Annotated in this window: 17 protein-coding genes; 10 read left to right on the plus strand and 7 right to left on the minus strand. The window is 67.2% G+C overall.

Going from position 1 to position 19,973, the window contains the following annotated elements:
* Positions 1 to 62: 62 nt before the first annotated feature.
* Complete coding sequence (def, locus tag AC3FOF_RS23440; protein ID WP_035819274.1) at positions 63 to 578, minus strand: peptide deformylase; 516 nt, start codon at positions 576 to 578, stop codon at positions 63 to 65.
* Positions 579 to 738: 160 nt separating this feature from the next.
* Here def and AC3FOF_RS23445 point away from each other — a divergent pair, with 160 nt between their 5' ends.
* From AC3FOF_RS23445 to AC3FOF_RS23460, 4 genes are all read left to right on the plus strand, one after another.
* Positions 739 to 1,911 (plus strand): LysM peptidoglycan-binding domain-containing protein, encoded by a 1,173-nt coding sequence (locus AC3FOF_RS23445; RefSeq protein ID WP_488727913.1) that lies wholly within the window; start codon positions 739 to 741, stop codon positions 1,909 to 1,911.
* On the plus strand, positions 1,908 to 3,041 hold the full coding sequence (gene dprA, locus AC3FOF_RS23450; RefSeq protein ID WP_488727914.1) for a DNA-processing protein DprA: 1,134 nt from the start codon (positions 1,908 to 1,910) through the stop codon (positions 3,039 to 3,041). Before AC3FOF_RS23445 ends, dprA begins: the two co-directional genes overlap by 4 nt.
* Before the next feature lie 95 nt (positions 3,042 to 3,136).
* Positions 3,137 to 3,541 carry a thioredoxin family protein gene (locus AC3FOF_RS23455; RefSeq protein WP_017225404.1) on the plus strand — a complete coding sequence of 135 codons (405 nt, stop codon included), beginning with the start codon at positions 3,137 to 3,139 and terminating at the stop codon, positions 3,539 to 3,541.
* A gap of 204 nt (positions 3,542 to 3,745) precedes the next feature.
* The gene (locus AC3FOF_RS23460; protein ID WP_488727915.1) at positions 3,746 to 6,448 is read left to right on the plus strand and encodes a DNA topoisomerase III; all 2,703 of its coding nucleotides are present in this window, start codon (positions 3,746 to 3,748) and stop codon (positions 6,446 to 6,448) included.
* Between the two features lie 43 nt (positions 6,449 to 6,491).
* Here AC3FOF_RS23460 and AC3FOF_RS23465 read toward each other — a convergent pair whose 3' ends face one another.
* Positions 6,492 to 7,397 (minus strand): LysR family transcriptional regulator, encoded by a 906-nt coding sequence (locus AC3FOF_RS23465; protein ID WP_276264450.1) that lies wholly within the window; start codon positions 7,395 to 7,397, stop codon positions 6,492 to 6,494.
* A gap of 188 nt (positions 7,398 to 7,585) precedes the next feature.
* Between AC3FOF_RS23465 and AC3FOF_RS23470 the strand changes: the two genes are divergently transcribed.
* Positions 7,586 to 7,894 carry a hypothetical protein gene (locus tag AC3FOF_RS23470; RefSeq protein WP_017225401.1) on the plus strand — a complete coding sequence of 103 codons (309 nt, stop codon included), beginning with the start codon at positions 7,586 to 7,588 and terminating at the stop codon, positions 7,892 to 7,894.
* A 421-nt stretch (positions 7,895 to 8,315) separates the two neighbouring features.
* On the opposite strand, the gene AC3FOF_RS23475 is transcribed toward AC3FOF_RS23470, so the two are convergent.
* The 3 genes from AC3FOF_RS23475 to AC3FOF_RS23485 form a co-directional block, all read right to left on the minus strand.
* On the minus strand, positions 8,316 to 8,783 hold the full coding sequence (locus AC3FOF_RS23475; protein WP_276264451.1) for a hypothetical protein: 468 nt from the start codon (positions 8,781 to 8,783) through the stop codon (positions 8,316 to 8,318).
* A gap of 159 nt (positions 8,784 to 8,942) precedes the next feature.
* Positions 8,943 to 9,137 (minus strand): YbdD/YjiX family protein, encoded by a 195-nt coding sequence (locus AC3FOF_RS23480; RefSeq protein ID WP_017225451.1) that lies wholly within the window; start codon positions 9,135 to 9,137, stop codon positions 8,943 to 8,945.
* Between the two features lie 43 nt (positions 9,138 to 9,180).
* On the minus strand, positions 9,181 to 11,253 hold the full coding sequence (locus tag AC3FOF_RS23485) for a carbon starvation CstA family protein (protein ID WP_017225452.1): 2,073 nt from the start codon (positions 11,251 to 11,253) through the stop codon (positions 9,181 to 9,183).
* 414 nt (positions 11,254 to 11,667) lie between these two features.
* On the opposite strand from AC3FOF_RS23485, the gene AC3FOF_RS23490 reads away from it, so the two are divergent.
* Complete coding sequence (locus AC3FOF_RS23490; protein ID WP_488727916.1) at positions 11,668 to 13,113, plus strand: cache domain-containing protein; 1,446 nt, start codon at positions 11,668 to 11,670, stop codon at positions 13,111 to 13,113.
* Complete coding sequence (locus AC3FOF_RS23495; RefSeq protein WP_276264453.1) at positions 13,110 to 13,775, plus strand: response regulator; 666 nt, start codon at positions 13,110 to 13,112, stop codon at positions 13,773 to 13,775. The genes AC3FOF_RS23490 and AC3FOF_RS23495 overlap by 4 nt, the downstream gene beginning before the upstream one ends.
* A gap of 143 nt (positions 13,776 to 13,918) precedes the next feature.
* Here the strand turns inward: AC3FOF_RS23495 and AC3FOF_RS23500 are convergent, their stop codons facing one another.
* Positions 13,919 to 15,775 carry a phosphoenolpyruvate carboxykinase (GTP) gene (locus AC3FOF_RS23500; RefSeq protein ID WP_017229762.1) on the minus strand — a complete coding sequence of 619 codons (1,857 nt, stop codon included), beginning with the start codon at positions 15,773 to 15,775 and terminating at the stop codon, positions 13,919 to 13,921.
* A gap of 570 nt (positions 15,776 to 16,345) precedes the next feature.
* On the opposite strand from AC3FOF_RS23500, the gene AC3FOF_RS23505 reads away from it, so the two are divergent.
* On the plus strand, positions 16,346 to 17,359 hold the full coding sequence (locus tag AC3FOF_RS23505) for a D-2-hydroxyacid dehydrogenase family protein (protein ID WP_017229761.1): 1,014 nt from the start codon (positions 16,346 to 16,348) through the stop codon (positions 17,357 to 17,359).
* Between the two features lie 34 nt (positions 17,360 to 17,393).
* Here AC3FOF_RS23505 and AC3FOF_RS23510 read toward each other — a convergent pair whose 3' ends face one another.
* Positions 17,394 to 17,786 (minus strand): GtrA family protein, encoded by a 393-nt coding sequence (locus AC3FOF_RS23510; RefSeq protein WP_017229760.1) that lies wholly within the window; start codon positions 17,784 to 17,786, stop codon positions 17,394 to 17,396.
* A 185-nt stretch (positions 17,787 to 17,971) separates the two neighbouring features.
* Here AC3FOF_RS23510 and AC3FOF_RS23515 point away from each other — a divergent pair, with 185 nt between their 5' ends.
* Together AC3FOF_RS23515 and AC3FOF_RS23520 are read left to right on the plus strand one after the other, a co-directional pair.
* On the plus strand, positions 17,972 to 19,141 hold the full coding sequence (locus AC3FOF_RS23515) for an MFS transporter (RefSeq protein WP_276265784.1): 1,170 nt from the start codon (positions 17,972 to 17,974) through the stop codon (positions 19,139 to 19,141).
* Positions 19,142 to 19,271: 130 nt separating this feature from the next.
* Entirely contained in the window at positions 19,272 to 19,901 is a 630-nt protein-coding gene (locus AC3FOF_RS23520; RefSeq protein ID WP_488727917.1) for an MOSC domain-containing protein, read from the plus strand.
* Positions 19,902 to 19,973 lie beyond the last annotated feature (72 nt).

Here is a 19,973-nt window from a genome sequence, read left to right on the forward strand (position 1 = left end):
ACGATAGCAGACCCGGTGGCGGGCTCATACCGGCGCGCGGCCGCCGGCTGAGGCTCGCGGGGCTACATGCGGCTGCGCTCGCGCTTGTGCAGCTTGGTCAGCTTGGCCTTGATGCGCTGGAGCTTGAGCGGCGACAGGTATTCGACGAAGACCTTGCCCCTGAGGTGGTCTATCTCGTGCTGGATGCAGACCGCCAGCAGTTCGTCGGCCTCGAGCTCGAAGGTCTCGCCCTTCTCGTTGAGGGCGCGCACGCGCACGTGGTCCGGGCGCTCGACACGGTCGTAGACTTCGGGCACCGACAGGCAGCCCTCTTCCCCGACCTTGCGGGTATCGCTGGCCCAGACGATTTCCGGGTTGATGAACACGCGCAGTTCGTCGCGGGTTTCGGAGATATCGATCACCACCACCTGCTCGTGCACGTCCACCTGGGTGGCGGCCAGGCCGATGCCGGGGGCTTCGTACATGGTCTCGGCCATGTCCTCCACCAGCTTGCGGATGCGGTCGTCCACCACGGCAACCGGTTTTGCCACGGTATGCAGGCGGGGATCGGGGTAGGTAATGATGTCGAGTTTGGCCATGATGCTGGGGCGCAACGCCTCCTGCTCACACATGTGGCCCGCGTTGCGGCAACGGGTGTTTACATGCAGAATCGGGGCGCAAGTACAAAAATTCAAGGCGCGCCGCAGCAGGCGCGCTCTCCAGGGTCAATCCGGCTGTTCTGCCAGCCGGTTCGAGAAAATGCGCGATCTTACCAAAGAACACCAGGCGGTGCCGGGCCGCAGGCCGCACGCGTTCGCCCGTTGGATATTGTGTGCGGCTGGCATCACTGCCGCCACGGGGGCGCCAGTCCATGCCGCCGACCTCGCCGTCACGCCCGCCCAGCGGGCCCGGGCCGGCGTTACCGCGCAGCAAGGCATCCCCGCCACCGACCTGGCCACCGACGCGCCCTCGCAGTATGTGGTGCGCGGGGGCGATACGCTCTGGGGCATTTCCGGCCGCTTCCTGCGCCAGCCCTGGCGCTGGCCTGAACTCTGGGGCATGAACCAGCAGCAGATCCGCAATCCTCACCTGATTTATCCCGGCCAGGTACTGTACCTGATCCAGCGCGACGGGCGTGCCTGGCTCTCCACCTCCCCCGACGCCGGCGGCACGGTCCGCCTGACGCCGGCGGTGCGCTCCGAGGGCGGCCCGGGCGGCGCCATCGCCAGCATCTCCGCCAAGGATATCGAGCCCTTCCTGATCCGCCCGCTGGTGGTGGACCAGGGCACGCTGGAGACCTCCGCGCGCATTGTCGCCCTGCCCGAGTCGCGGGTCTACCTTGCGATGGGCGATTCCGCCTATGTGCGCGGCATAGCGCCGACCGATGCCGTGGTCGGCAGCGACTGGCAGGCTTTCAAGCCGGTCAGGCCGGTCAAGGACCCGGTCAGCGGCCGGGTGCTGGGCTATGAGGCCGAGTACCAGGGCAACGTCCGGGTGTCGCGGCCTCCCGAGGGCTTTGACGCCGTGACTACCGTCAAGGTGACCCAGGCCCACCAGGAAATGGCCGCCGGCACCCTGCTGCTGCCCCAGCCCGCCCGCGAGCCGGTGCGCTATGTGCCGCGCGCCCCCGACGTGGCCATCGACGGCCGTATCGCGGCGGTCTATGGCGGCGTCCAGTTTGGCGGCGCCAAGCAGGTGGTGGTGCTGAACATCGGCACCGCCGCGGGCCTGGAGCCCGGCCACGTGCTGGCGCTGTCCCGCGCCGGCCAGGTGGTGCCGGACCGTACCGATGGCAATCGCGCCGTCCTGCTGCCTGATGAGCGCTACGGCCTGGCCTTCGTGTTCCGGGTGTTCCCCGGCGTGGCCTACGCCCTGGTCACCGACGCCTCGAACGCGATCGAGGTCGGCGACCGCGTCACCTCGCCCCGTTGACCGGGCGCACGGCAACCGGCCCCGATGCGGCGGCGACCACGCGCGACGCCGCCGAGATCGCGGCGTGGCTGCGCCTGACGCAGCCACGCGGCTTTGGCGCAGGTCACGTGCGGCAGTTGCTCGCCATCTTCGGCCTGCCGCAGCAATTGCTGGCGCAAAGCGTCGGCGCGCTGGCAGCCGTCATCCCCGAGAAGCATGCGCGCGCCCTGCTGGCGCCGCCCGACGCCGCCACCATGGCGCTGGTCGACCGCACCGTGGCCTGGGTTGCCGAGCCCGGCAACCATCTGCTGACGCTGGCCGATGCGGCCTATCCCCGCCCCTTGCTTGACCTGTCCGACCCGCCCTTGATGCTGTATGTCAAAGGGCGGCTGGAAGCGCTTGGCGGGCCGGCGGTGGCCATGGTCGGCGCGCGCGGCGCCACCGTGCAGGGAGTGGAAGACGCGCGCCGCATGGCCCGCGCGCTGTCCGACGCGGGGCTGACGGTGGTGTCGGGGCTCGCGCTGGGCATCGATGGCGCCGCCCACGACGGCGCGCTGGACGGCATCGGCGGCACCGTGGCGGTGATCGGCACCGGCGCCGACCTGGTCTACCCTGCCCGCCATCGCGAGCTGGCCCATCGCATCGCCGCCCGTGGCGCCATCGTCAGCGAGTTTCCGCTCGGCGCGCCCGGCCGCAGCCATCATTTCCCGCAACGCAACCGCATCATCGCGGCGCTGGCGCGCGGCGTGCTGGTGGTGGAGGCGGCACCGCGCTCGGGATCGCTGATCACGGCGCGGCTGGCTGCCGAGCTGGGGCGCGATGTCTATGCCATTCCCGGCTCGATCCATGCGCCCACGTCCCGGGGCTGCCACCTGCTGATTCGCCAGGGCGCCAAGCTGGTGGAAACAGCGCAGGACGTCCTGGAGGAGCTGGGCATGGAGGGCGATGCCGCCCGGCCGGCCAGGGCGGCGCCGATGCCGGCCCTGGACGACCTCCTCGGCCAGGCGCTGACCCACGACCCGGTCACGCTCGATGCGCTGTGCGCCCGCACCGCCCTGCCGCCCGAGCGGGTGGCGGCCGCCTTGCTGGCGCTGGAGCTGTCGGGGACGGTGGAGCGCCTGCCAGGCAATGTCTATCGCCGGCTCGGCTGACCCTGGTGGCGGCAGGGCGCCGAAGCACGGATTTTTTGCCACCCGCTACAATCAAACGATTTCCCGTGCCTGAAAAGGCTCATGTTTACGCCATCATGACCGTTTACTTTCCGGAGCAGGACCCGGGCGCGATCGCCCAGGCGCTGGCAGCGCGTCCGCAAGGCCGCCTGGTGGCCTGCCTGTGCGCGGCGTGGTGCGGCACCTGCGGCGCCTACTTGAAGGCATTCACCGCACTGGCGGCGCGTTTTCCGGGCGATTGCTTCGTGTGGATCGATGTCGAAACCCATGCCGACCAGCTGGGCGATCTCGATATCGACAATTTCCCGACGGTGCTGGTGCAGCCGGCGGCCGGCGGAGCGCCGCAGTTCTATGGCACGCTGTTGCCGCACATCGAGGTGCTCGAGCGTATGCTTGCGCGCGGCGTGTCGATGCCGGCGACGCCTGGCGCTGAGGTGCCGGACGTGCATCAATGGCTGGCGCATGGCGCCAGCGGCACCTGAGCAGCGAGCGCTGGCCGGGGTGACCGCCGAGCCTTCACGGCCCGTTTGACATCCGCGCGGCGATCGGCTAGCTTGCACCGCCGTTGGAACCGCGCTTATTATTGGCGCCTCAAAGCCCCGAGCTCGCCGTCTACATATAGTGCAGAGCCTTTAGTGGCAATAATTCGCAGGCCGCCGGAGTGCGGCCAGCAAGGACCCGATCCAATGTCAAAAGCCCTCATCATCGCGGAAAAGCCATCGGTTGCGGCCGATATCGCCCGTGCCCTCGGGGGCTTTACCAAGCACGACGAATACTTCGAGAGTGACGAATTCGTACTTTCGTCGGCCGTCGGCCACCTGGTTGAAATCGCCGCCCCGGACGAGTACGAAGTAAAACGCGGCAAGTGGAGCTTCGCCAACCTGCCGGTGATCCCCCCGCATTTCGATCTGCGCCCGATCGCCAAGACCGAGTCGCGCCTCAAGGTGCTCAACCGCCTGATCAAGCGCAAGGACGTCACCGGCCTGGTGAACGCCTGCGACGCGGGGCGCGAGGGCGAACTGATCTTCCGCCTGATCCAGCAACAGGCCAAGGCCAAGCAGCCGGTGCAGCGCCTGTGGCTGCAGTCGATGACGCCGCAGGCGATCCGCGACGGCTTTGCCCGCCTGCGCGACGACGCTGACATGCTGCCGCTGGCCGACGCCGCGCGCTGCCGCTCCGAGGCCGACTGGCTGGTGGGCATCAACGGCACCCGCGCCATGACCGCCTTCAACAGCAAGGGCGGCGGCTTCTTCCTGACCACCGTGGGCCGGGTGCAGACCCCGACCCTGTCGATCGTGGTGGAGCGCGAAGAGAAGATCAAGAAGTTCGTCCCGCGCGACTACTGGGAAGTGCGCGCCGAGTTCATCGCCGCCGCCGGCCTCTACGAAGGCCGCTGGTTCGACCCCAAGTTCAAGAAGAACGAGTTCGATCCCGAAGCGCGCGAGTCGCGCCTGTGGAGCGAGGCCGAGGCCAAGAGCATCGTGGTGGCCTGCCGCGACAAGACCGGCACCGTCACCGAAGAGTCCAAGCCGTCGACGCAGCAGTCGCCGGCGCTGTTCGACCTGACCACGCTGCAGCGCGAGGCCAACTCGCGCTTCGGCTTCTCGGCCAAGAACACGCTCGGCCTGGCCCAGGCGCTGTACGAAAAGCACAAGGTGCTGACCTACCCGCGTACCGACGCCCGCGCGCTGCCCGAGGACTATCTGGACACGGTCAGGCAGACCATGGACATGCTGGCCGACAGCTCGCCCAACTACCTGCCGCACGCCAAGAAGGTCCTGTCCAGCGGGTGGATCAAGCCGAACAAGAAGATCTTCGACAACAGCAAGATCAGCGATCACTTCGCTATCATCCCGACGCTTCAGGCCCCGAAGAACCTGTCGGAGCCGGAGCAGAAGCTGTATGACCTGGTGGTGCGCCGCTTCCTGGCGGTGTTCTTCCCGGCGGCGGAGTTCCAGGTCACCACCCGCATCACCGAGGTGGCCGGCCATCATTTCAAGACCGAGGGCAAGGTCCTGGTCAACCCGGGCTGGCTGGTGGTCTACGGCCGCGAAGCCCAGGGCGACGACGCCAACCTGGTGGCGGTGGCCAAGGACGAACGTGTCAAGGTCGACAAGGTCGACAGCGTCGGCCTGACCACCAAGCCGCCCGCACGCTACAACGAAGCCACGCTGCTGTCCGCCATGGAAGGCGCCGGCAAGCTGGTGGACGACGACGCGCTGCGCGAGGCCATGGCCGGCAAGGGCCTCGGCACTCCGGCCACGCGCGCTGCCATCATCGAAGGCCTGCTGGCCGAAAAATACCTGGTGCGCGAAGGGCGGGAACTGATCCCGACCGCCAAGGCCTTCCAGCTGATGACGCTGCTGCGCGGCCTGGGCGTGCAGGAACTGACCCAGGCCGAACTGACCGGCGAATGGGAGCACAAGCTGTCGCAGATCGAGCGCGGCGGTTTGAAGCGGGACGAATTCATGCGCGAGATCGCGCAGATGACGCAGCAGATCGTCAAGCGCGCCAAGGAATACGACAGCGACACCATCCCGGGCGAGTACGCCACGCTGGCTACGCCGTGCCCGCAATGCGGCAGCCAGGTCAAGGAGAACTACCGCCGCTTTGCCTGCACCGGCTGCGAGTTCTCGATCAGCAAGATCCCGGGCGGCCGCCAGTTCGAGATCGATGAGGTCGAAGAACTGCTGCTGAAGAAGGAAATCGGTCCGCTGCAAGGCTTCCGTAGCAAGATGGGCCGGCCCTTCGCCGCCATCCTGAAGCTGGGCAAGGACGACGAAGGCCATTACAAGATGGAGTTCGACTTCGGCCAGAACGACGACGACAACGACGGCGAGCCGGTCGATTTCAGTGGCCAGGAGCCGGTTGGCACCTGTCCCAAGTGCAGCGGCGCGGTGTTCGAGCACGGCATGAAATACGTGTGCGAGAACTCGGTGGCCAGTCCCAAGACCTGCGACTTCACCACCGGCAAGATCATCCTGCAGCAGGAAATCTCGCGCGAGCAGATCGGCAAGCTGCTGGACGCGGGCCGCACCGACCTGCTGACCGGCTTCAAGTCGTCGCGCACCGGCCGCAACTTCAAGGCCTTCCTGGTCAAGCAGCCGGACGGCAAGATCGGCTTCGAGTTCGAGGCGCGCGAGCCCAAGGCAGGGGCCAAGACGGCCGCCAAGGGCGCCGCGGCCAAGACCGCGTCGGCCAAGACTGGCGGCGAGGACGAGCAGGCTGCTGAAAAGGCGGGCAAGGCCGCCGCCAAGGCGCCGGCCAGGAAGGCGGCCGCGGCCAAGAAGACACCGGCGGCCAAGAAGGCGCCGGCCAAAACCGCGGCCAAGACCGCCACGGGCAAGTCCCGCGCCGGCGGCGAAGCAACGGCGGACGCCGAGGAGTAAGGTGCCGCGGGGCCGGCGTCCGGCCGGTTCCCCGCGCTACCCCTTATTCCTCCTCTTTGCCGCGCGCAAGACCCTCTTCCAGCAGGAAGTCGATAAAGGCGCGCACCTTGGTCGGCAGGAACTTGCGGCTGGGATAGACCACGCTGATATCGCGCTTCGGCAGCTGGTACTGTGGCAGGATGTGCATCAGCCGCCCTGCCTCGATATTGGGCCGTGCCAGGTAGGACGACAGCATCGCCACCCCCATGTCGGCCAGCGCCGCCTGGTGTGCCAGCTCGGCATTGCTGCACAGCAGGCCGGGCCGGATCGGCACCGTCACCTCGCCCTCCGGGCCCGACAGCGTCCATTCATGCTCCGCCGTGGGAATCCGCATCGCGATGCAGCGATGGTTGGTCAGCTCGTGCGCGTGGCGCAGCGGCGGATGCTGGCGCAGGTAGCCAGGCGAGGCGCACAGGATGATCTCGGCCGAGATCAGCGGGCGCGCCACCAGGTGCGAACCCAGCCCCAGGTCCGACAACACCACGCCCACGTCGCGCCCCTCCTCCACGATATCGACGATGCGGTCCGATAACAGCACGTCGAACACCACGTCGGGATACATGGACTGGAAATGCGCCAGCGCGGCCGGCAGCAGATGCAGGCCGAACATGACCGGCGTGACCAGCCGCAAGGTGCCGGAGAGCGACTGGCTGCGCGCCGTCACCACGGACTCCGCCTCCTCCACATCCTCCAGTATCTGCTGGCAGCGCTGCAGGTAGGTCTCGCCGGCATCGGTCAGCGACAGGCTGCGGGTGGTGCGGTTGAGCAGCCGCGTACCCAGGTGGCTTTCCAGGTCGGCCACGTAGCGCGTCACGACCGCGTTGGACATTTCCAATTGCTGCGCTGCACGTGCGAAGCTGCCCAGCTCAACCACTTTGGAAAAGACACGCATCGATTGCAGCCGGTCCATGACATAGTCTCCAGTCTTGTCCGCGAATTTTTACGGAAAGCGGGTTGTTTGTTGTTGAAACTACAACTAATCATTGTCTGAGGCAATATTTATTCATATGAGGGAAATGCCTAATATGAAGCCATCGGATGCCGCATTGCAGCGAAGGCTGCTGAGAAGACTAGGCGTCCCGCCTGTGGAAAGGATTGATGATGAAAACCCAACGTTACGCCCTGATCGCCGCTGCCGCCACGCTCGCCGCCGCCCTGTCGGCCGCGCCCGCCTTCGCCAAGACCGGCAAGTTCGACCCCTACACCGATGGCGCCCGCGCCACCCAGACCTCGGTCTACAGCAACGGCGGCAAGGCCGGCAAGTTCGACAGCTTCACCGACGGTGCCCGTGCCGGCAAGTTCGACCCGTTCACGGACGGCGCCAAGGCTGGCAAGTTCGACCCGTACACCGACGGCGCCAAGGCCGGCAAGTTCGACGTATTCACCGACGGCGCCTCGGCCCTGTAAGCCAGGCTCCCCGTCGGCAGGAATCGCCTTGTTGTGGCGATTTCGCCGTTTTCGGCTGATCTCCACAGGCCGGCGGGGGGAGAGTGCAAACTCTCTCTCCGTACTCATTGGAGGACATGCCCGTACCCTGCCGGTACGGGCATGTTTGTTTTTGCGCGCCGTCTTGTTTTATCCGATGCCCCTGCCCGTGCCTTTCCCGCGGCTGCGCGGGTCCGGCCCAAGCCTGCCAGGCAGGTGATGCATGATACGCTCAGAATGACATCCAGTGCCTGGCTGCCTGGCTGCCTCGCCGCCTTGCCTGAAGCGTGAGGCGCCGGGCGCCGCGGCAATAGAAAAACGGGCCACGAATGGCCCGTTTTTCCGTATTGCCGGCACTGCGTGCCGGCTACCTGCACGCGGGGAAGATAGCCCCGCCGGCAGATCAGTCGTCGTGGCGGTGACCCCGGCCGTGCTTGCGCTTGTAGCCGCTGCGGTAGTAGCGGTCGTCACGGTAGCCGCGGCCGCGTTCTTCCGCATAGGAGTTGCTGCGCGAGACATTGCCGCCCAGCGCGGCACCCGCGCCGCCACCGACGGCAGCGCCCAGCAGGCCGCCGGTGCGGCCGCCCATGGCATTGCCTGCCGCCGTGCCGGCACCGCCGCCCAGCGCGCCGCCGACGATGGCGCCGGTGCGCTCGCGGCGATTGGAGGTGACCGCGCCGCCGGCGCCGCCGCCAACCGCGCCGCCGATCACGGCGCCGGTCGAGCCGCCGAGTGCGCCGCCCACTGCCGCGCCGGCGACACCGCCCAGTGCGCCGCCGAGGGCATTGTTCATATCGCCCGCGAACACCGGCAGCGCGGATGCCGCCAGGGCGATGGCCAGGGTGAAACTGCGAACGGTGTGGCGAGCCATGTTCTTATTCCTTGGATTAGCAACGATGACGCAAGTGTAGAGAGGTCGCCGCGGACTTGCTGTAACGACGTGTAAGGCACTGTAACTGTTGCGGAAACGCAAAGCGGGCCGCCTTTGCAGGCGGCCCGCCGGCCGTATCGCGCACGCGTCACGCTGGGTTCAGCAGCACTTGCCCTGCCCCCCTCCGTAGCGCGCCTCCTGCCGTTCGCGGAAGAATTCCTCGTACGTCATGGGGGCGCGGTCGGGGTGGGTGCTTTCCATGTGCGCCACATAGGTCTGGTAGTCCGGCAAACCCACCATCAGGCGCAGGGACTGGCCCAGATAGCGCCCCATGGATCCAAGTTGCTCGAGCATGATGGTTCTCCTGTTTGCGGATGCCGGGATTGCCTGCGCGGACTCAATGCTGCGCCGAGGCCGATGCGGGCATCGGTTCGAACGGCGTTTCGCGGTCGGTCGGGCGGTTCACCGCGCGCGCCTGCATCGCGGTCTTGAAGCCGTAGAACACGATCGACAGCACCACGAACATGAACAGCGCGCACAGGCCGGCATCCAGGTAATCGTTGAAGACGATGCGTTGCATCTGCTCCATCGACTTGGCCGGGGCCAGCACCTTGCCCTGGGCGATGGCGTCGCTGAACCTGCGCGCATGGGTCAGGAAGCTGACCTTGGGGTCGCCGTCGAACAGCTTCTGCCAGCCGGCGGTCAGCGTGCAGATCAGCAGCCACACCGTGGGCAGCAGCGTGACCCAGGCGTACTGGCCGCGCTTCATCTTGACCAGCACGCAGGTGCCGAGCACCAGCGCCACGGCGGCCAGCATCTGGTTGGAGATGCCGAACAGCGGCCACAGCGTGTTGATGCCGCCCAGCGGGTCGACCACGCCCTGGTACAGGAAGTAGCCCCAGGCCGCCACGCACAGCGCGGTGGCGATCAGGTTGGCCGGCAGCGAATCGGTGCGCCGGAAGGCGGGCACGAAGCTGCCCAGCAGGTCCTGCAGCATGAAGCGGCCGGCACGGGTGCCCGCGTCCACCGCGGTGAGGATGAACAGCGCCTCGAACAGGATGGCGAAGTGATACCAGAACGCCATCATGGCCTGGCCGCCCACCACCTGGTGCAGGATGTGGGCAATGCCCACCGCCAGCGTAGGCGCGCCGCCGGCGCGCGAGATGATGGTGTTCTCGCCGACATCCTTGGCGGTCTGGATCAGCACGTCCGGCGTGATCACGAAGCCCCAGCCCGATACCACCTGCGCCACGGATTCCGGCGAAGTGCCGATCACCGCCGCCGGGCTGTTCATGGCGAAGTACACGCCCGGCTCGATCACCGAAGCGGCCACCAGCGCCATGATGGCGACGAAGGATTCGGCCAGCATCGCACCGTAGCCGATGAATCGCATATGCGATTCATTTTCCAGCAGCTTGGGCGTGGTGCCCGACGAGATCAGCGCGTGGAAGCCCGACACCGAGCCGCAGGCGATGGTGATGAAGAGGAAGGGGAACAGGTTGCCCGACCACACCGGCCCGCCGCCCTGGGCGAACTGCGTGAAGGCCGGCATCTTCAACTGCGGCGCCACGATCACGATGCCGATGGCCAGCGCGATGATGGTGCCGATCTTGAGGAAAGTGGAGAGATAGTCGCGCGGGGCCAGCAGCAGCCATACCGGCAGCACGGCGGCGATAAAGCCGTAGATGATCAGCATCCACGTCAGCGCCTTGCCGTCATAGGTGAACAGCGGCGCCAGCACGGCGCTCTCGTGCACATACTGGCCGCCGATGATGGCGAGCATCAGCAGCACGAAACCGATCACCGACACCTCGCCGATGCGGCCCGGACGGATGTAGCGGGTGTACAGGCCCATGAAGATGGCGATGGGAATCGTCACCGCCACCGTGAAGGTGCCCCAGGGCGAGCCGGCCAGCGCCTTCACCACGATCAGGGCCAGCACCGCCAGGATGATGATCATGATCATGAAGCAGCCGAACAGCGCGATCATGCCGGGCACCGTGCCCATCTCGGACTTGATCAGGTCGCCCAGCGAGCGGCCGTCGCGGCGGGTGGAGATAAACAGGATCATGAAGTCCTGCACCGCGCCGGCAAACACCACGCCGGCCAGGATCCACAGCATGCCGGGCATATAGCCCATCTGCGCGGCGAGCACAGGGCCCACCAGGGGGCCGGCGCCGGCGATGGCGGCGAAGTGGTGGCCGAACAGCACCGCCTTGTTGGTCGGCACGTAGTCCAGGCCGTCGTTGTGGCGCCAGGCCGGCGTCATGCGCCTGGGATCCAGCTGCATCACCTTGTCGGCGATGAACTTGCTGTAGTAGCGGTAGGCGATCAGATAGATACAGACCGCGGCGACCACGATCCACAAGGCACTGACGGCTTCGCCGCGCGACAGTGCAACGGTGGCAAAGGCGAAGGCGCCAAGGATGGCGACGGCCAGCCACACCAGGTGTTGCCCGATGCGATTCATGATAAGGGTCTCCTCAGACCATTTTTAGGAAGCCAGCGGCGGCAGGGCCGGCAAGCAAGGGGGACACGCCAGGTGTCCCCGGAGGGCGGCGGACGAAGGGGGCGGGGTGTGCTTGTCTCCTGCCCGGTCTTTCGCCGGCGCCCGGCATGTCTCGCAAGATCCGGATCTGGTCGTCGCAGGCGGGCATGCGCCCAGCATAGACGAGGCTGGCCGCACGCACTGCGCAGGACGCATGCAATACACCGCATGAGCAGCGCCACCGCGTCCGGCGTGTAGTATTGACACCTGCTCCTTTCGGCACAAGCGCGGAACTACGCAGCGGGTCTGCGTGGTATTACGTAGATCGACGATCGCATGCCGCCTGCGCGTCATCCGTGTTTACCCCGTGTGTATCCCGTGTCCGCTCCCGTTTTGATGAAACTCCGTCAGAAGATCCTGCTGCTGGCCGTTGCGCCGCTTGCGCTGGCCATGTTCGGCATCGCGCTGACCGTGCGCTACCAGGCCACCGAGCTGGCGCGGCATGAACGCGTCCTGGTCGAGGCGGCCTACCTGCAAAGCAAGGAAACCGAGTTGCGCCACTACGTGGAACTGGCGCAGAGCGCGATCGCGCCGATGGTGCGTTCGGGCCGCGCCGACGCCGCCACCCGGGACGCCGCGATGCAGGCGCTGGCGCGGCTCGACTATGGCCAGGACGGCTACTTCTTCCTCTACGACCTGCAAGGCCGCAACCTGATGCACCCGCGCCAGCCCGAACTGGTGGGGCAGGATCTGTGGAGCCTGCGCGACCCGCAGGGCGCGCTTACCATCCAGCGGCTGATTGCCGCGGCCCGCGCGGGCGGCGGTTCGGTGCGCTATATGTGGAAGAAGCCTTCCTCGCAGCAAGTGGCCCCCAAGCTGGGCTACGTGGTGGCCGTGCCGGAATGGAACTGGATGCTGGGGACCGGCATCTACCTCGACGACGTCGAGCGCACCCTGCGCCGGCTCGATGCGCGGGCCGAGACCGACATCCGCGAAACCATGGCGTGGATCGGCGTGATCGCGGCGATCAGCATCCTGCTGGTCGCGGCCAGCGGCCTCGCCCTCAATGTGAGCGAGCACCGCGAGGCCGATGCCAAGCTGCGGCAGCTGGCGCAGCGCGTGGTGCAGTCGCAGGAAGAGGAGCGCGCGCGCCTGTCGCGCGAGCTGCATGACGGCATCAGCCAGTTGCTGGTGTCGGTCAAGCTGCTGCTGGAGACCGCCGCCAACCGCCTGCGCCTGGCGCCGCCGCCGGAGGGCGCATCGGTCGCGCCCGTGCTGGGCATGGCGCTGGTCCGGCTGGACACGGTATTCAACGAAGTGCGCCGGGTGGCGCGCAACCTGCGCCCCGCCCTGCTCGACGATCTCGGCCTGTTTGCCGCGCTCGAGCACCTTGCCCGCGAGATGCAGGAAGGCAGCGGCCTGCGGATTACGGTATCGCGCACCGGCACACCGCGCGAACTGGCCGACGAGCAGGCCACCGCGCTATTCCGGATTGCCCAGGAGGCGCTGACAAATGTGGAGCGTCATGCCCATGCAAACCAGGTCACCCTGGTGCTGGCGTTCGACGCCGATGCCACCCGGCTGACGGTGCAGGACGATGGCGCCGGCTTCGACGTGGCGCGCATGCAGCACGATCCCCGGCGCGGCATCGGCCTGCGCAACCTGCGCGAACGCGTCGCCGCGCTGGGCGGCGAGTTCGACATCGTCTCGGAGCCGGGCGCGACCCGCCTGAGCGCCGCGGTGCCGGCCGTGCGCGCCGGCGCCGCCTTGCCAGACCCAGCTACCACGATCGCCGCCCAACCCGCGCCCCGCCGGGACGCCTCAGGAAGCACAGAATCATGACCCAAGCCCCCGCCCGTGTCCTGCTGATCGACGACCACGCGCTGGTGCGCGACGGCATGCGCATGCGCCTGGGCCTGCAGCCCGAACTCACGGTGGTGGGAGAAGCCGACGACGGCGAGGCCGCACTGGCCTGGTTATCCCGGGCCGGCCACGACTGCATGCCGGACCTGGTCATCACCGATATCGCCATGCGCGGCATGGGCGGCATAGCGCTGGCCGCCGCGCTGCACGAGGACTACCCCGAACTGGCCGTGCTGATGGTATCGATGCACGACAACCTCGAGTACGTGCGCCAGGCGATCCGTGCCGGGGCTCGGGGCTATGTGCTCAAGGATGCGCCTGCCGACGAGCTGATGGCGGCCATTGCCGCGGTGCTGGCCGGCCGCGTCTTCTACAGTGCGCGCATCGCCCGCAGCATGGCCGAACAGACGCCGGCCGCCGGTCCGCTCGATGCGCTGACCCCGCGCGAGCGCGATATCCTGAACTGCATCGGCCGCGGCCAGGCCAACAAGGACATCGCCGCAGCGCTGGGGCTATCGGTGCGCACCATCGAGACCCACCGGCTCAACCTGCGGCGCAAGCTCGGCATCGAAGGCCGGGCCGAACTGGTGAAGTATGCGGTGGAACATGGGGGCGGCGACGGCGGCCCGATTGGTGCTTGATTGGTGCCGGCGTGCCCTTTTTTTGCATTCTTTCCTGCTGAGCGGGCACGGCCGCGCCAATGAAAAAGCCCCCGTTTCCGGGGGCTCGTTCAACATGAGCGGGTAGCCGGGCCTTGCGGCCCGGCTACGAGCCACTCAGCTGCTCAACTGGCCAGGCGCTTGGCCAGCGCTTCCTTGGCTTCCACCAGGGCTTGCGGCAGGTTGTGCTTGAGCTGCGTGAACAGCTCGTCATGCAGTTTCAGCTCCTGCTGCCAGGCGGCGTGGTCGATCGAGGTGACTTGCTCGAACTGCTGCTGGGTGAAGTCCAGGCCTGCCCAGTTCAGGTCGCCGTAGCCCGGCGAGGTGCCGAACACGTGGTCGGTACCCTGGCCACGGCCCTCGACGCGGTCGATCATCCACGACATCACGCGCATGTTCTCGCCGAAGCCCGGCCACACGAAGTTGCCGTCCGCGTCCTTGCGGAACCAGTTGACGCAATAGATCCTGGGCAGCTTGGCGCCGGCGGCTTCGAGCTTCTTGCCCAGCGCCAGCCAGTGGCCGAAGTAGTCGCTCATGTTGTAGCCGCAGAACGGCAGCATGGCGAACGGGTCGCGGCGCACCACGCCTTGCTGGCCGGCAGCGGCGGCGGTGGTTTCCGAGCCCATGGTGGCGGCCATGTAGACGCCTTCGGTCCAGTTGCGGGCCTCGGTCACCAGCGGCACCGTGGTGGAGCGGCGGCCGCCGAAGATGAAGGCATCGATGGCGACGCCGGCCGGGTTGTCCCAGTTATCGTCGATCGACGGGCACTGCACGGCCGGCGCGGTGAAGCGGGCGTTCGGGTGGGCGGCCTTGGCGCCGGTTTCCTTGGCGATGGCCGGCGTCCAGTCCTTGCCTTGCCAGTCGATCAGGTGGGCCGGGGCTTCCTTGCTCATGCCTTCCCACCACACGTCGCCGTCGTCGGTCAGCGCCACATTGGTGAAGATGACGTTTTCCTTGAGGGTGGCCATCGCGTTGAAGTTGGTCTTCTCGCTGGTGCCCGGGGCCACGCCGAAATAGCCGGCTTCCGGATTGATGGCGTACAGGCGGCCGTCCTGGCCCGGCTTGATCCAGGCGATATCGTCGCCGATGGTGGTGACCTTCCAGCCTTCGAAGCCCTTGGGCGGGATCAGCATGGCGAAGTTGGTCTTGCCGCAGGCGGACGGGAAGGCGGCAGCCACATGGTATTTCTTGCCCTCGGGCGAGGTCACGCCCAGGATCAGCATGTGCTCGGCCAGCCAGCCTTCATCGCGGCCCATGGTGGATGCGATACGCAGTGCGAAACACTTCTTGCCGAGCAGTGCATTGCCGCCGTAGCCCGAGCCGTAGGACCAGATCTCGCGGGTTTCCGGGAAATGGACGATGTACTTGGTGGGGTTGCACGGCCACGGCACGTCTTTCTCGCCGGCGGCCAGGGGTTTGCCCACGGTATGCACGCAGGGCACGAACTCGCCGTCGGTGCCGAGCACGTCGAACACGGCACGGCCCATGCGGGTCATGATGCGCATATTGACGGCAACATAGGGCGAATCGGACAGTTCCACGCCGATATGGGCGATCGGCGAACCCAGCGGGCCCATCGAGAACGGCACCACGTACAGGGTGCGGCCGCGCATGCAGCCGTCGAACAGGCCGGACAGCGTCTGGCGCATTTCCGCCGGGGCGGTCCAGTTATTGGTGGGACCGGCGTCTTCCTTCTTCTGCGAGCAGATGAAGGTGCGGTCTTCGACACGTGCCACGTCGGACGGATCGGACAGCGCCAGGAACGAGTTCTTGCGCTTGGCCGGGTTGAGGCGCTTCATGGTGCCGGCGGCGACCATTTGCTCGCACAGGCGGTCGTACTCTTCCTGCGAGCCGTCGCACCAGTAGATATTGTCGGGCTTGGCAAGGGCGGCGAACTCGGCGACCCAGCCGATCAGCTTCTGGTGCTTGACCCAGGCCGGAACGTTGAGTGCGGGCGTGCCCTGCATGGTGGGGTGGTTCATACTGCAACTCCAAAGCGTAGAAAGAATTCCTGCAAAGCCTGGCTGGCTGCCGTAGCGGGAAATGGCCGGCGGCGGCCCCATTTCCAGAGCAGACCCCGGCGCGGCGCCAAGGGTTCCGCACTGGCGCCGCGTGGGGCGGCTCGGGCCAGGATCGACACATCCCGTTACAACTCCGCTGCGACCGGTACTGCGCAAAAAGTCGCGACAGGCCCCGCGGCTGCGCTACAGTGGCGCTGCGCCTTTGGCGGGCCGGGCAGGCTTTGTCCGAGACGGTCCGGGTCATGGGAGCAGGGCTCGACCGACAATCCCGGACGGCATCGGAACCGGCAAGGATACCACCGCCGCACGCCGCTGTTTTTTGCTCCGCAGCAATGTCCGTGCAAGATTGTGGCCTGGCCGCACCGCCTCCTTCACATGTCTGGTGCCGCACTTTCAGCGTGGCGCCCGATTGTTCCCGCTGCGTATCCCACCCAGTGCGGTGTTGCGCGGCAGGTAAAAAAAACTATACCGTTGATGGGCGCGCTGCTCTGTGGCCGCGCACACCTTACATTAGCCAAACTAGAGTTTCCGATGAAGATTGCCGTACTCGACGATTATCAGGATGCCGTACGCAAACTGACGTGTTTCAGCCTGCTCGACGGCCACGATGTCAAGGTGTTCAACAACACAGTCAAGGGTGTCGGCCAGCTGGCCGCGCGCCTGTCGGACGTGGAAGCGGTGGTGCTGATCCGTGAACGTTCCCGCATTACCCGTCAACTTCTGGAAAAACTGCCCAAGCTCAAGATCATCAGCCAGACCGGCCGCGTGGGTGGGCATGTGGACCTCGACGCCTGTACCGAGCGCGGCGTGGCGGTGCTGGAAGGCGCAGGCTCGCCGGTGGCGCCGGCCGAACTGACCTGGGCCCTGATCATGGCGGCGCAGCGCCGCATTCCCCAGTATGTGGCCAGCCTCAAGCACGGCGCCTGGCAGCAGTCCGGCCTCAAGTCCACCACCATGCCGCCCAACTTCGGGCTGGGCCAGGTGCTGCGAGGCCAGACCCTGGGCATCTGGGGCTACGGCAAGATCGGCAGGCTGCTGGCGGGCTACGGCCGTGCCTTCGGCATGAACGTGCTGGTGTGGGGGCGTGAGAATTCGCAGAAGAGCGCGCGTGAGGACGGCCTGGCCGTGGCCGGCTCGCAGGAGCAATTGTTTGCCGAGAGCGATGTGCTGACGCTGCACCTGCGCCTGGCCGACGAGACCCGCGGGCTGGTCAAGCTGGCCGATCTCACCCGCATGAAGCCGACCGCGCTGTTCGTCAACACCAGCCGTGCCGAGCTGGTCGAGGAGAACGCCCTGCTGACCGCGCTCAACCGCGGCCGTCCCGGCATGGCGGCGGTCGACGTGTTCGAGTCCGAACCCATCCTGCAGGGCCACGCCCTGCTGCGCATGGAAAACTGCATCTGCACGCCACACCTGGGCTACGTGGAACGCGAAAGCTACGAGATGTACTTCCGCATTGCCTTCCAGAACATCCTCGACGTGCTGTCCGGCAAGCATGACAGCATCGCCAATCCCAAGGCGCTGACCCCGGCGCTGTCGCGCTAGGCACTGGCCCCTGCGGCGGGCGCGCGGCAAGCAATCAGGGCTTGCCGCGGAATACCCAGAATTTGGCGGCGAGGAAGTTGAACACCAGGCCGCAGCCCGTGCCGAAGGCGACGGCCAGCAGCGGTGCCCAGGCGGCGGCGGGCAGGTGCGGGATCGCGATGCTGTAGGCGGCCAGGTTGATCGCGCCGCCAGCCGACATGGCCGCCAGGTAGCGCCACCACTCATGCCAGGCCGATTCTCCCGGCCGGGTCGGGAATGTAAGGCGCCGATTGATGCGCCAGGTCACGAAGACCGCGGCCAGGAAGGACAGCAGGCGTCCGGCGTAATGGCCTGCACCGAGCGCAAGCGCGCAGTACAGCACGACGCTGTCGACGGCAAACCCGCTAGCGCCGGCCAGGGCGAATGTCGCCAGTTGCCGGCGAATCATGGGGTGGCCGCCGGCTCGCTGGCCGGCGCGTGGACGGCGGCCTGCCGCCGCCGGTGGCTTTCTCGCAAGTGCCCTACCGTCAACGCGAACCAGGCAAACCCGCTACACTCGGGGGATTCCGCGCGGCCTTCCGGCCGCGCTTTTCGTCTTTCCACCGTCTTCCTCCCGCTCTTGCGCCGGCCGCCATGGATCCCAGGCTCTTGACGCTGTGTCTTGGCAATTTCGTCATCGGCACCGGCGCGATGATCGTTACCGGCATGTTGAACGACATTGCCGGCAACTTCCAGCTTGGCGCAGGCGCCGCCGGACAGTTGATCTCCGTCTTTGCGCTGGCCACCTGCGTGGGCGCGCCATTGTTCGCCACGCTCGGCTCGCGCATCGACCGCCGGCTGCTGCTGGCGGGCTCCCTGCTGGTCTATGCCGCGATGCACCTGGCGGCGGCATTCGCGCCGAACTTCGCCAGCCTGATGGCGATCCGCTTCCTGACCGCGATCGGGGCGGCCATCTATACGCCGCAAGCCGCAGCCACCCTGCCGCTGCTGGTCAATGCCCAGACCCGCGGGCGTGCCATCAGCTTCGTGTTCCTCGGCTGGAGCGTGGCCAGCGTGGTGGGCGTGCCGATGGGTACCTGGATTGCCAGCACGCTGGGCTGGCGCTTCAGCATGGGGCTGGTCGGCGTGATGGCGCTGGGCGCGGCGCTGGCAGTATGGCGGGCGCTGCCGCCGCGGCTGTATGTCGAGCCGGTGGGGCGGGCGGCCTGGAGCGCGGTGCTGCGGCATACGCCGATCGTGCTGGTGGTGGCCACCACCATGATCCAGTCGGCCGGCATGTTCACCCTGTTTACCTATATCGCCCCACTGCTGCGCGATGTGCACGGCATCAGCGGCGGCGAACTGAGCCTGATGTTCCTGGCTTATGGCGCCTGCGGTGTCGGCGGCAACGTGCTGGCGGCTTCGCGCATGGACCGGGTCACGCCTTCGCGCATCGTGCAGTTCGCCATGCTCACCTCGCTTGCCGCCATGCTGCTGTGGCCGCTGGCGGCCCTGGGACCGGTCGCGCTGGTGCTGGTCTTCATGCTGTGGGGCGTGGGCGGCTTTGCCACCAACAGTGCGCAGCAGGCGCGGCTGGTGGCGCTGGCGCCGGAGCGCGCGGCGGTGTCGATCTCGCTCAACTCCTCCTCCATCTACCTCGGGCAGGCCCTGGGCGCCATGGGGGGCGCGGCGATCTACGCCACCGCCGGCGCCGATACGCTGCACTGGGGCGCCGCGGCGCTGATGCTGCTGGCGCTGGCGGTATCGCAGCGCGCGCGTGCGCTGGGCTGCCGCCGGCGCGAAGCGCCCCCGCAACAGGCCTGAGTCCGTTTCGGAGTCCGCCTCCAGGGCGTACGGCGCCGCACATGCGGCGCGCGCGGGGCGGCCCGGCCCGCCCACGCGCCGCGTTAAGATGCAAGGCAAACAATAATCAAAGGCATCGAAAGGGGGGAGCATGAGCGAATCCACGGGTGTACGCCTGCTTGCCATCAGTACGGGCAAGGCCGTGCCGCTGTTCGTGGCGGCCGTGGGAACCGAAGCGGTAGTGATGTCGGGCATCCGCAAGCATCCGCTCAGCACCCTGCTGCATCCGCTTGCGGTGCAGGTGCGCCCGCTCGGCGTGGCCGGCGACGAGCAGGCCGACCTGAGCGTGCATGGCGGCCTGGACAAGGCGGTCTACGCCTACCCGGCCGAGCACTATGCCTGGTGGAACGAACGGCGCCGCGAAGCGCGCCTGCCCGACGCCGACAAGCCGCTCTCCTTCGGCGCCATGGGCGAGAACCTGACCCTGGAAGGCCTGCTTGAGACCGGCCTATGGATCGGCGACCGGCTGCTGATCGGCGAGGTGGTGCTGAAGGTGGAGTCTCCCCGCCAGCCCTGCTACAAGTTCAATGCCGCGATGGGTTACCGTCATGCGGTCAGGGATATGGTGCAAAGCGGCTATTCCGGCATCTACCTGAGCGTGGAGACGCCGGGCGAGCTCCAGGCCGGCGCCGCGGTACGCGTCACGCCGGGACCGCGCGAAGTGTCGATGGAAAGCATCAACGCCCGGCGCCGCAATGGACGCCAGAGCGTGCTTTTCTGATAATGTTTGGCTCGCGATACAAGCAGGCAATATCCCCGTGCTGTAATACTTTGTAATGCCAGACATGGGGCC

It is taken from the genome of Cupriavidus sp. 96C5-1 (assembly GCF_057798855.1).

Excerpts from the sequence above, each read along its gene's own strand:
- AC3FOF_RS23470 (WP_017225401.1), top strand. The coding sequence starts at position 7,586 with ATGATGAAAACCCAACGTTACGCCCTGATCGCCGCTGCCGCCACGCTC.
- AC3FOF_RS23495 (WP_276264453.1), top strand. The coding sequence starts at position 13,110 with ATGACCCAAGCCCCCGCCCGTGTCCTGCTGATCGACGACCACGCGCTG.
- AC3FOF_RS23510 (WP_017229760.1), bottom strand. The coding sequence starts at position 17,786 with ATGATTCGCCGGCAACTGGCGACATTCGCCCTGGCCGGCGCTAGCGGG.
- def (WP_035819274.1), bottom strand. The coding sequence starts at position 578 with ATGGCCAAACTCGACATCATTACCTACCCCGATCCCCGCCTGCATACC.
- AC3FOF_RS23505 (WP_017229761.1), top strand. The coding sequence starts at position 16,346 with ATGAAGATTGCCGTACTCGACGATTATCAGGATGCCGTACGCAAACTG.
- AC3FOF_RS23485 (WP_017225452.1), bottom strand. The coding sequence starts at position 11,253 with ATGAATCGCATCGGGCAACACCTGGTGTGGCTGGCCGTCGCCATCCTT.
- AC3FOF_RS23515 (WP_276265784.1), top strand. The coding sequence starts at position 17,972 with ATGGATCCCAGGCTCTTGACGCTGTGTCTTGGCAATTTCGTCATCGGC.
- AC3FOF_RS23520 (WP_488727917.1), top strand. The coding sequence starts at position 19,272 with ATGAGCGAATCCACGGGTGTACGCCTGCTTGCCATCAGTACGGGCAAG.
- AC3FOF_RS23480 (WP_017225451.1), bottom strand. The coding sequence starts at position 9,137 with ATGCTCGAGCAACTTGGATCCATGGGGCGCTATCTGGGCCAGTCCCTG.
- AC3FOF_RS23490 (WP_488727916.1), top strand. The coding sequence starts at position 11,668 with ATGAAACTCCGTCAGAAGATCCTGCTGCTGGCCGTTGCGCCGCTTGCG.
- AC3FOF_RS23500 (WP_017229762.1), bottom strand. The coding sequence starts at position 15,775 with ATGAACCACCCCACCATGCAGGGCACGCCCGCACTCAACGTTCCGGCC.
- AC3FOF_RS23475 (WP_276264451.1), bottom strand. The coding sequence starts at position 8,783 with ATGGCTCGCCACACCGTTCGCAGTTTCACCCTGGCCATCGCCCTGGCG.
- AC3FOF_RS23445 (WP_488727913.1), top strand. The coding sequence starts at position 739 with ATGCGCGATCTTACCAAAGAACACCAGGCGGTGCCGGGCCGCAGGCCG.
- AC3FOF_RS23465 (WP_276264450.1), bottom strand. The coding sequence starts at position 7,397 with ATGGACCGGCTGCAATCGATGCGTGTCTTTTCCAAAGTGGTTGAGCTG.
- AC3FOF_RS23460 (WP_488727915.1), top strand. The coding sequence starts at position 3,746 with ATGTCAAAAGCCCTCATCATCGCGGAAAAGCCATCGGTTGCGGCCGAT.
- AC3FOF_RS23455 (WP_017225404.1), top strand. The coding sequence starts at position 3,137 with ATGACCGTTTACTTTCCGGAGCAGGACCCGGGCGCGATCGCCCAGGCG.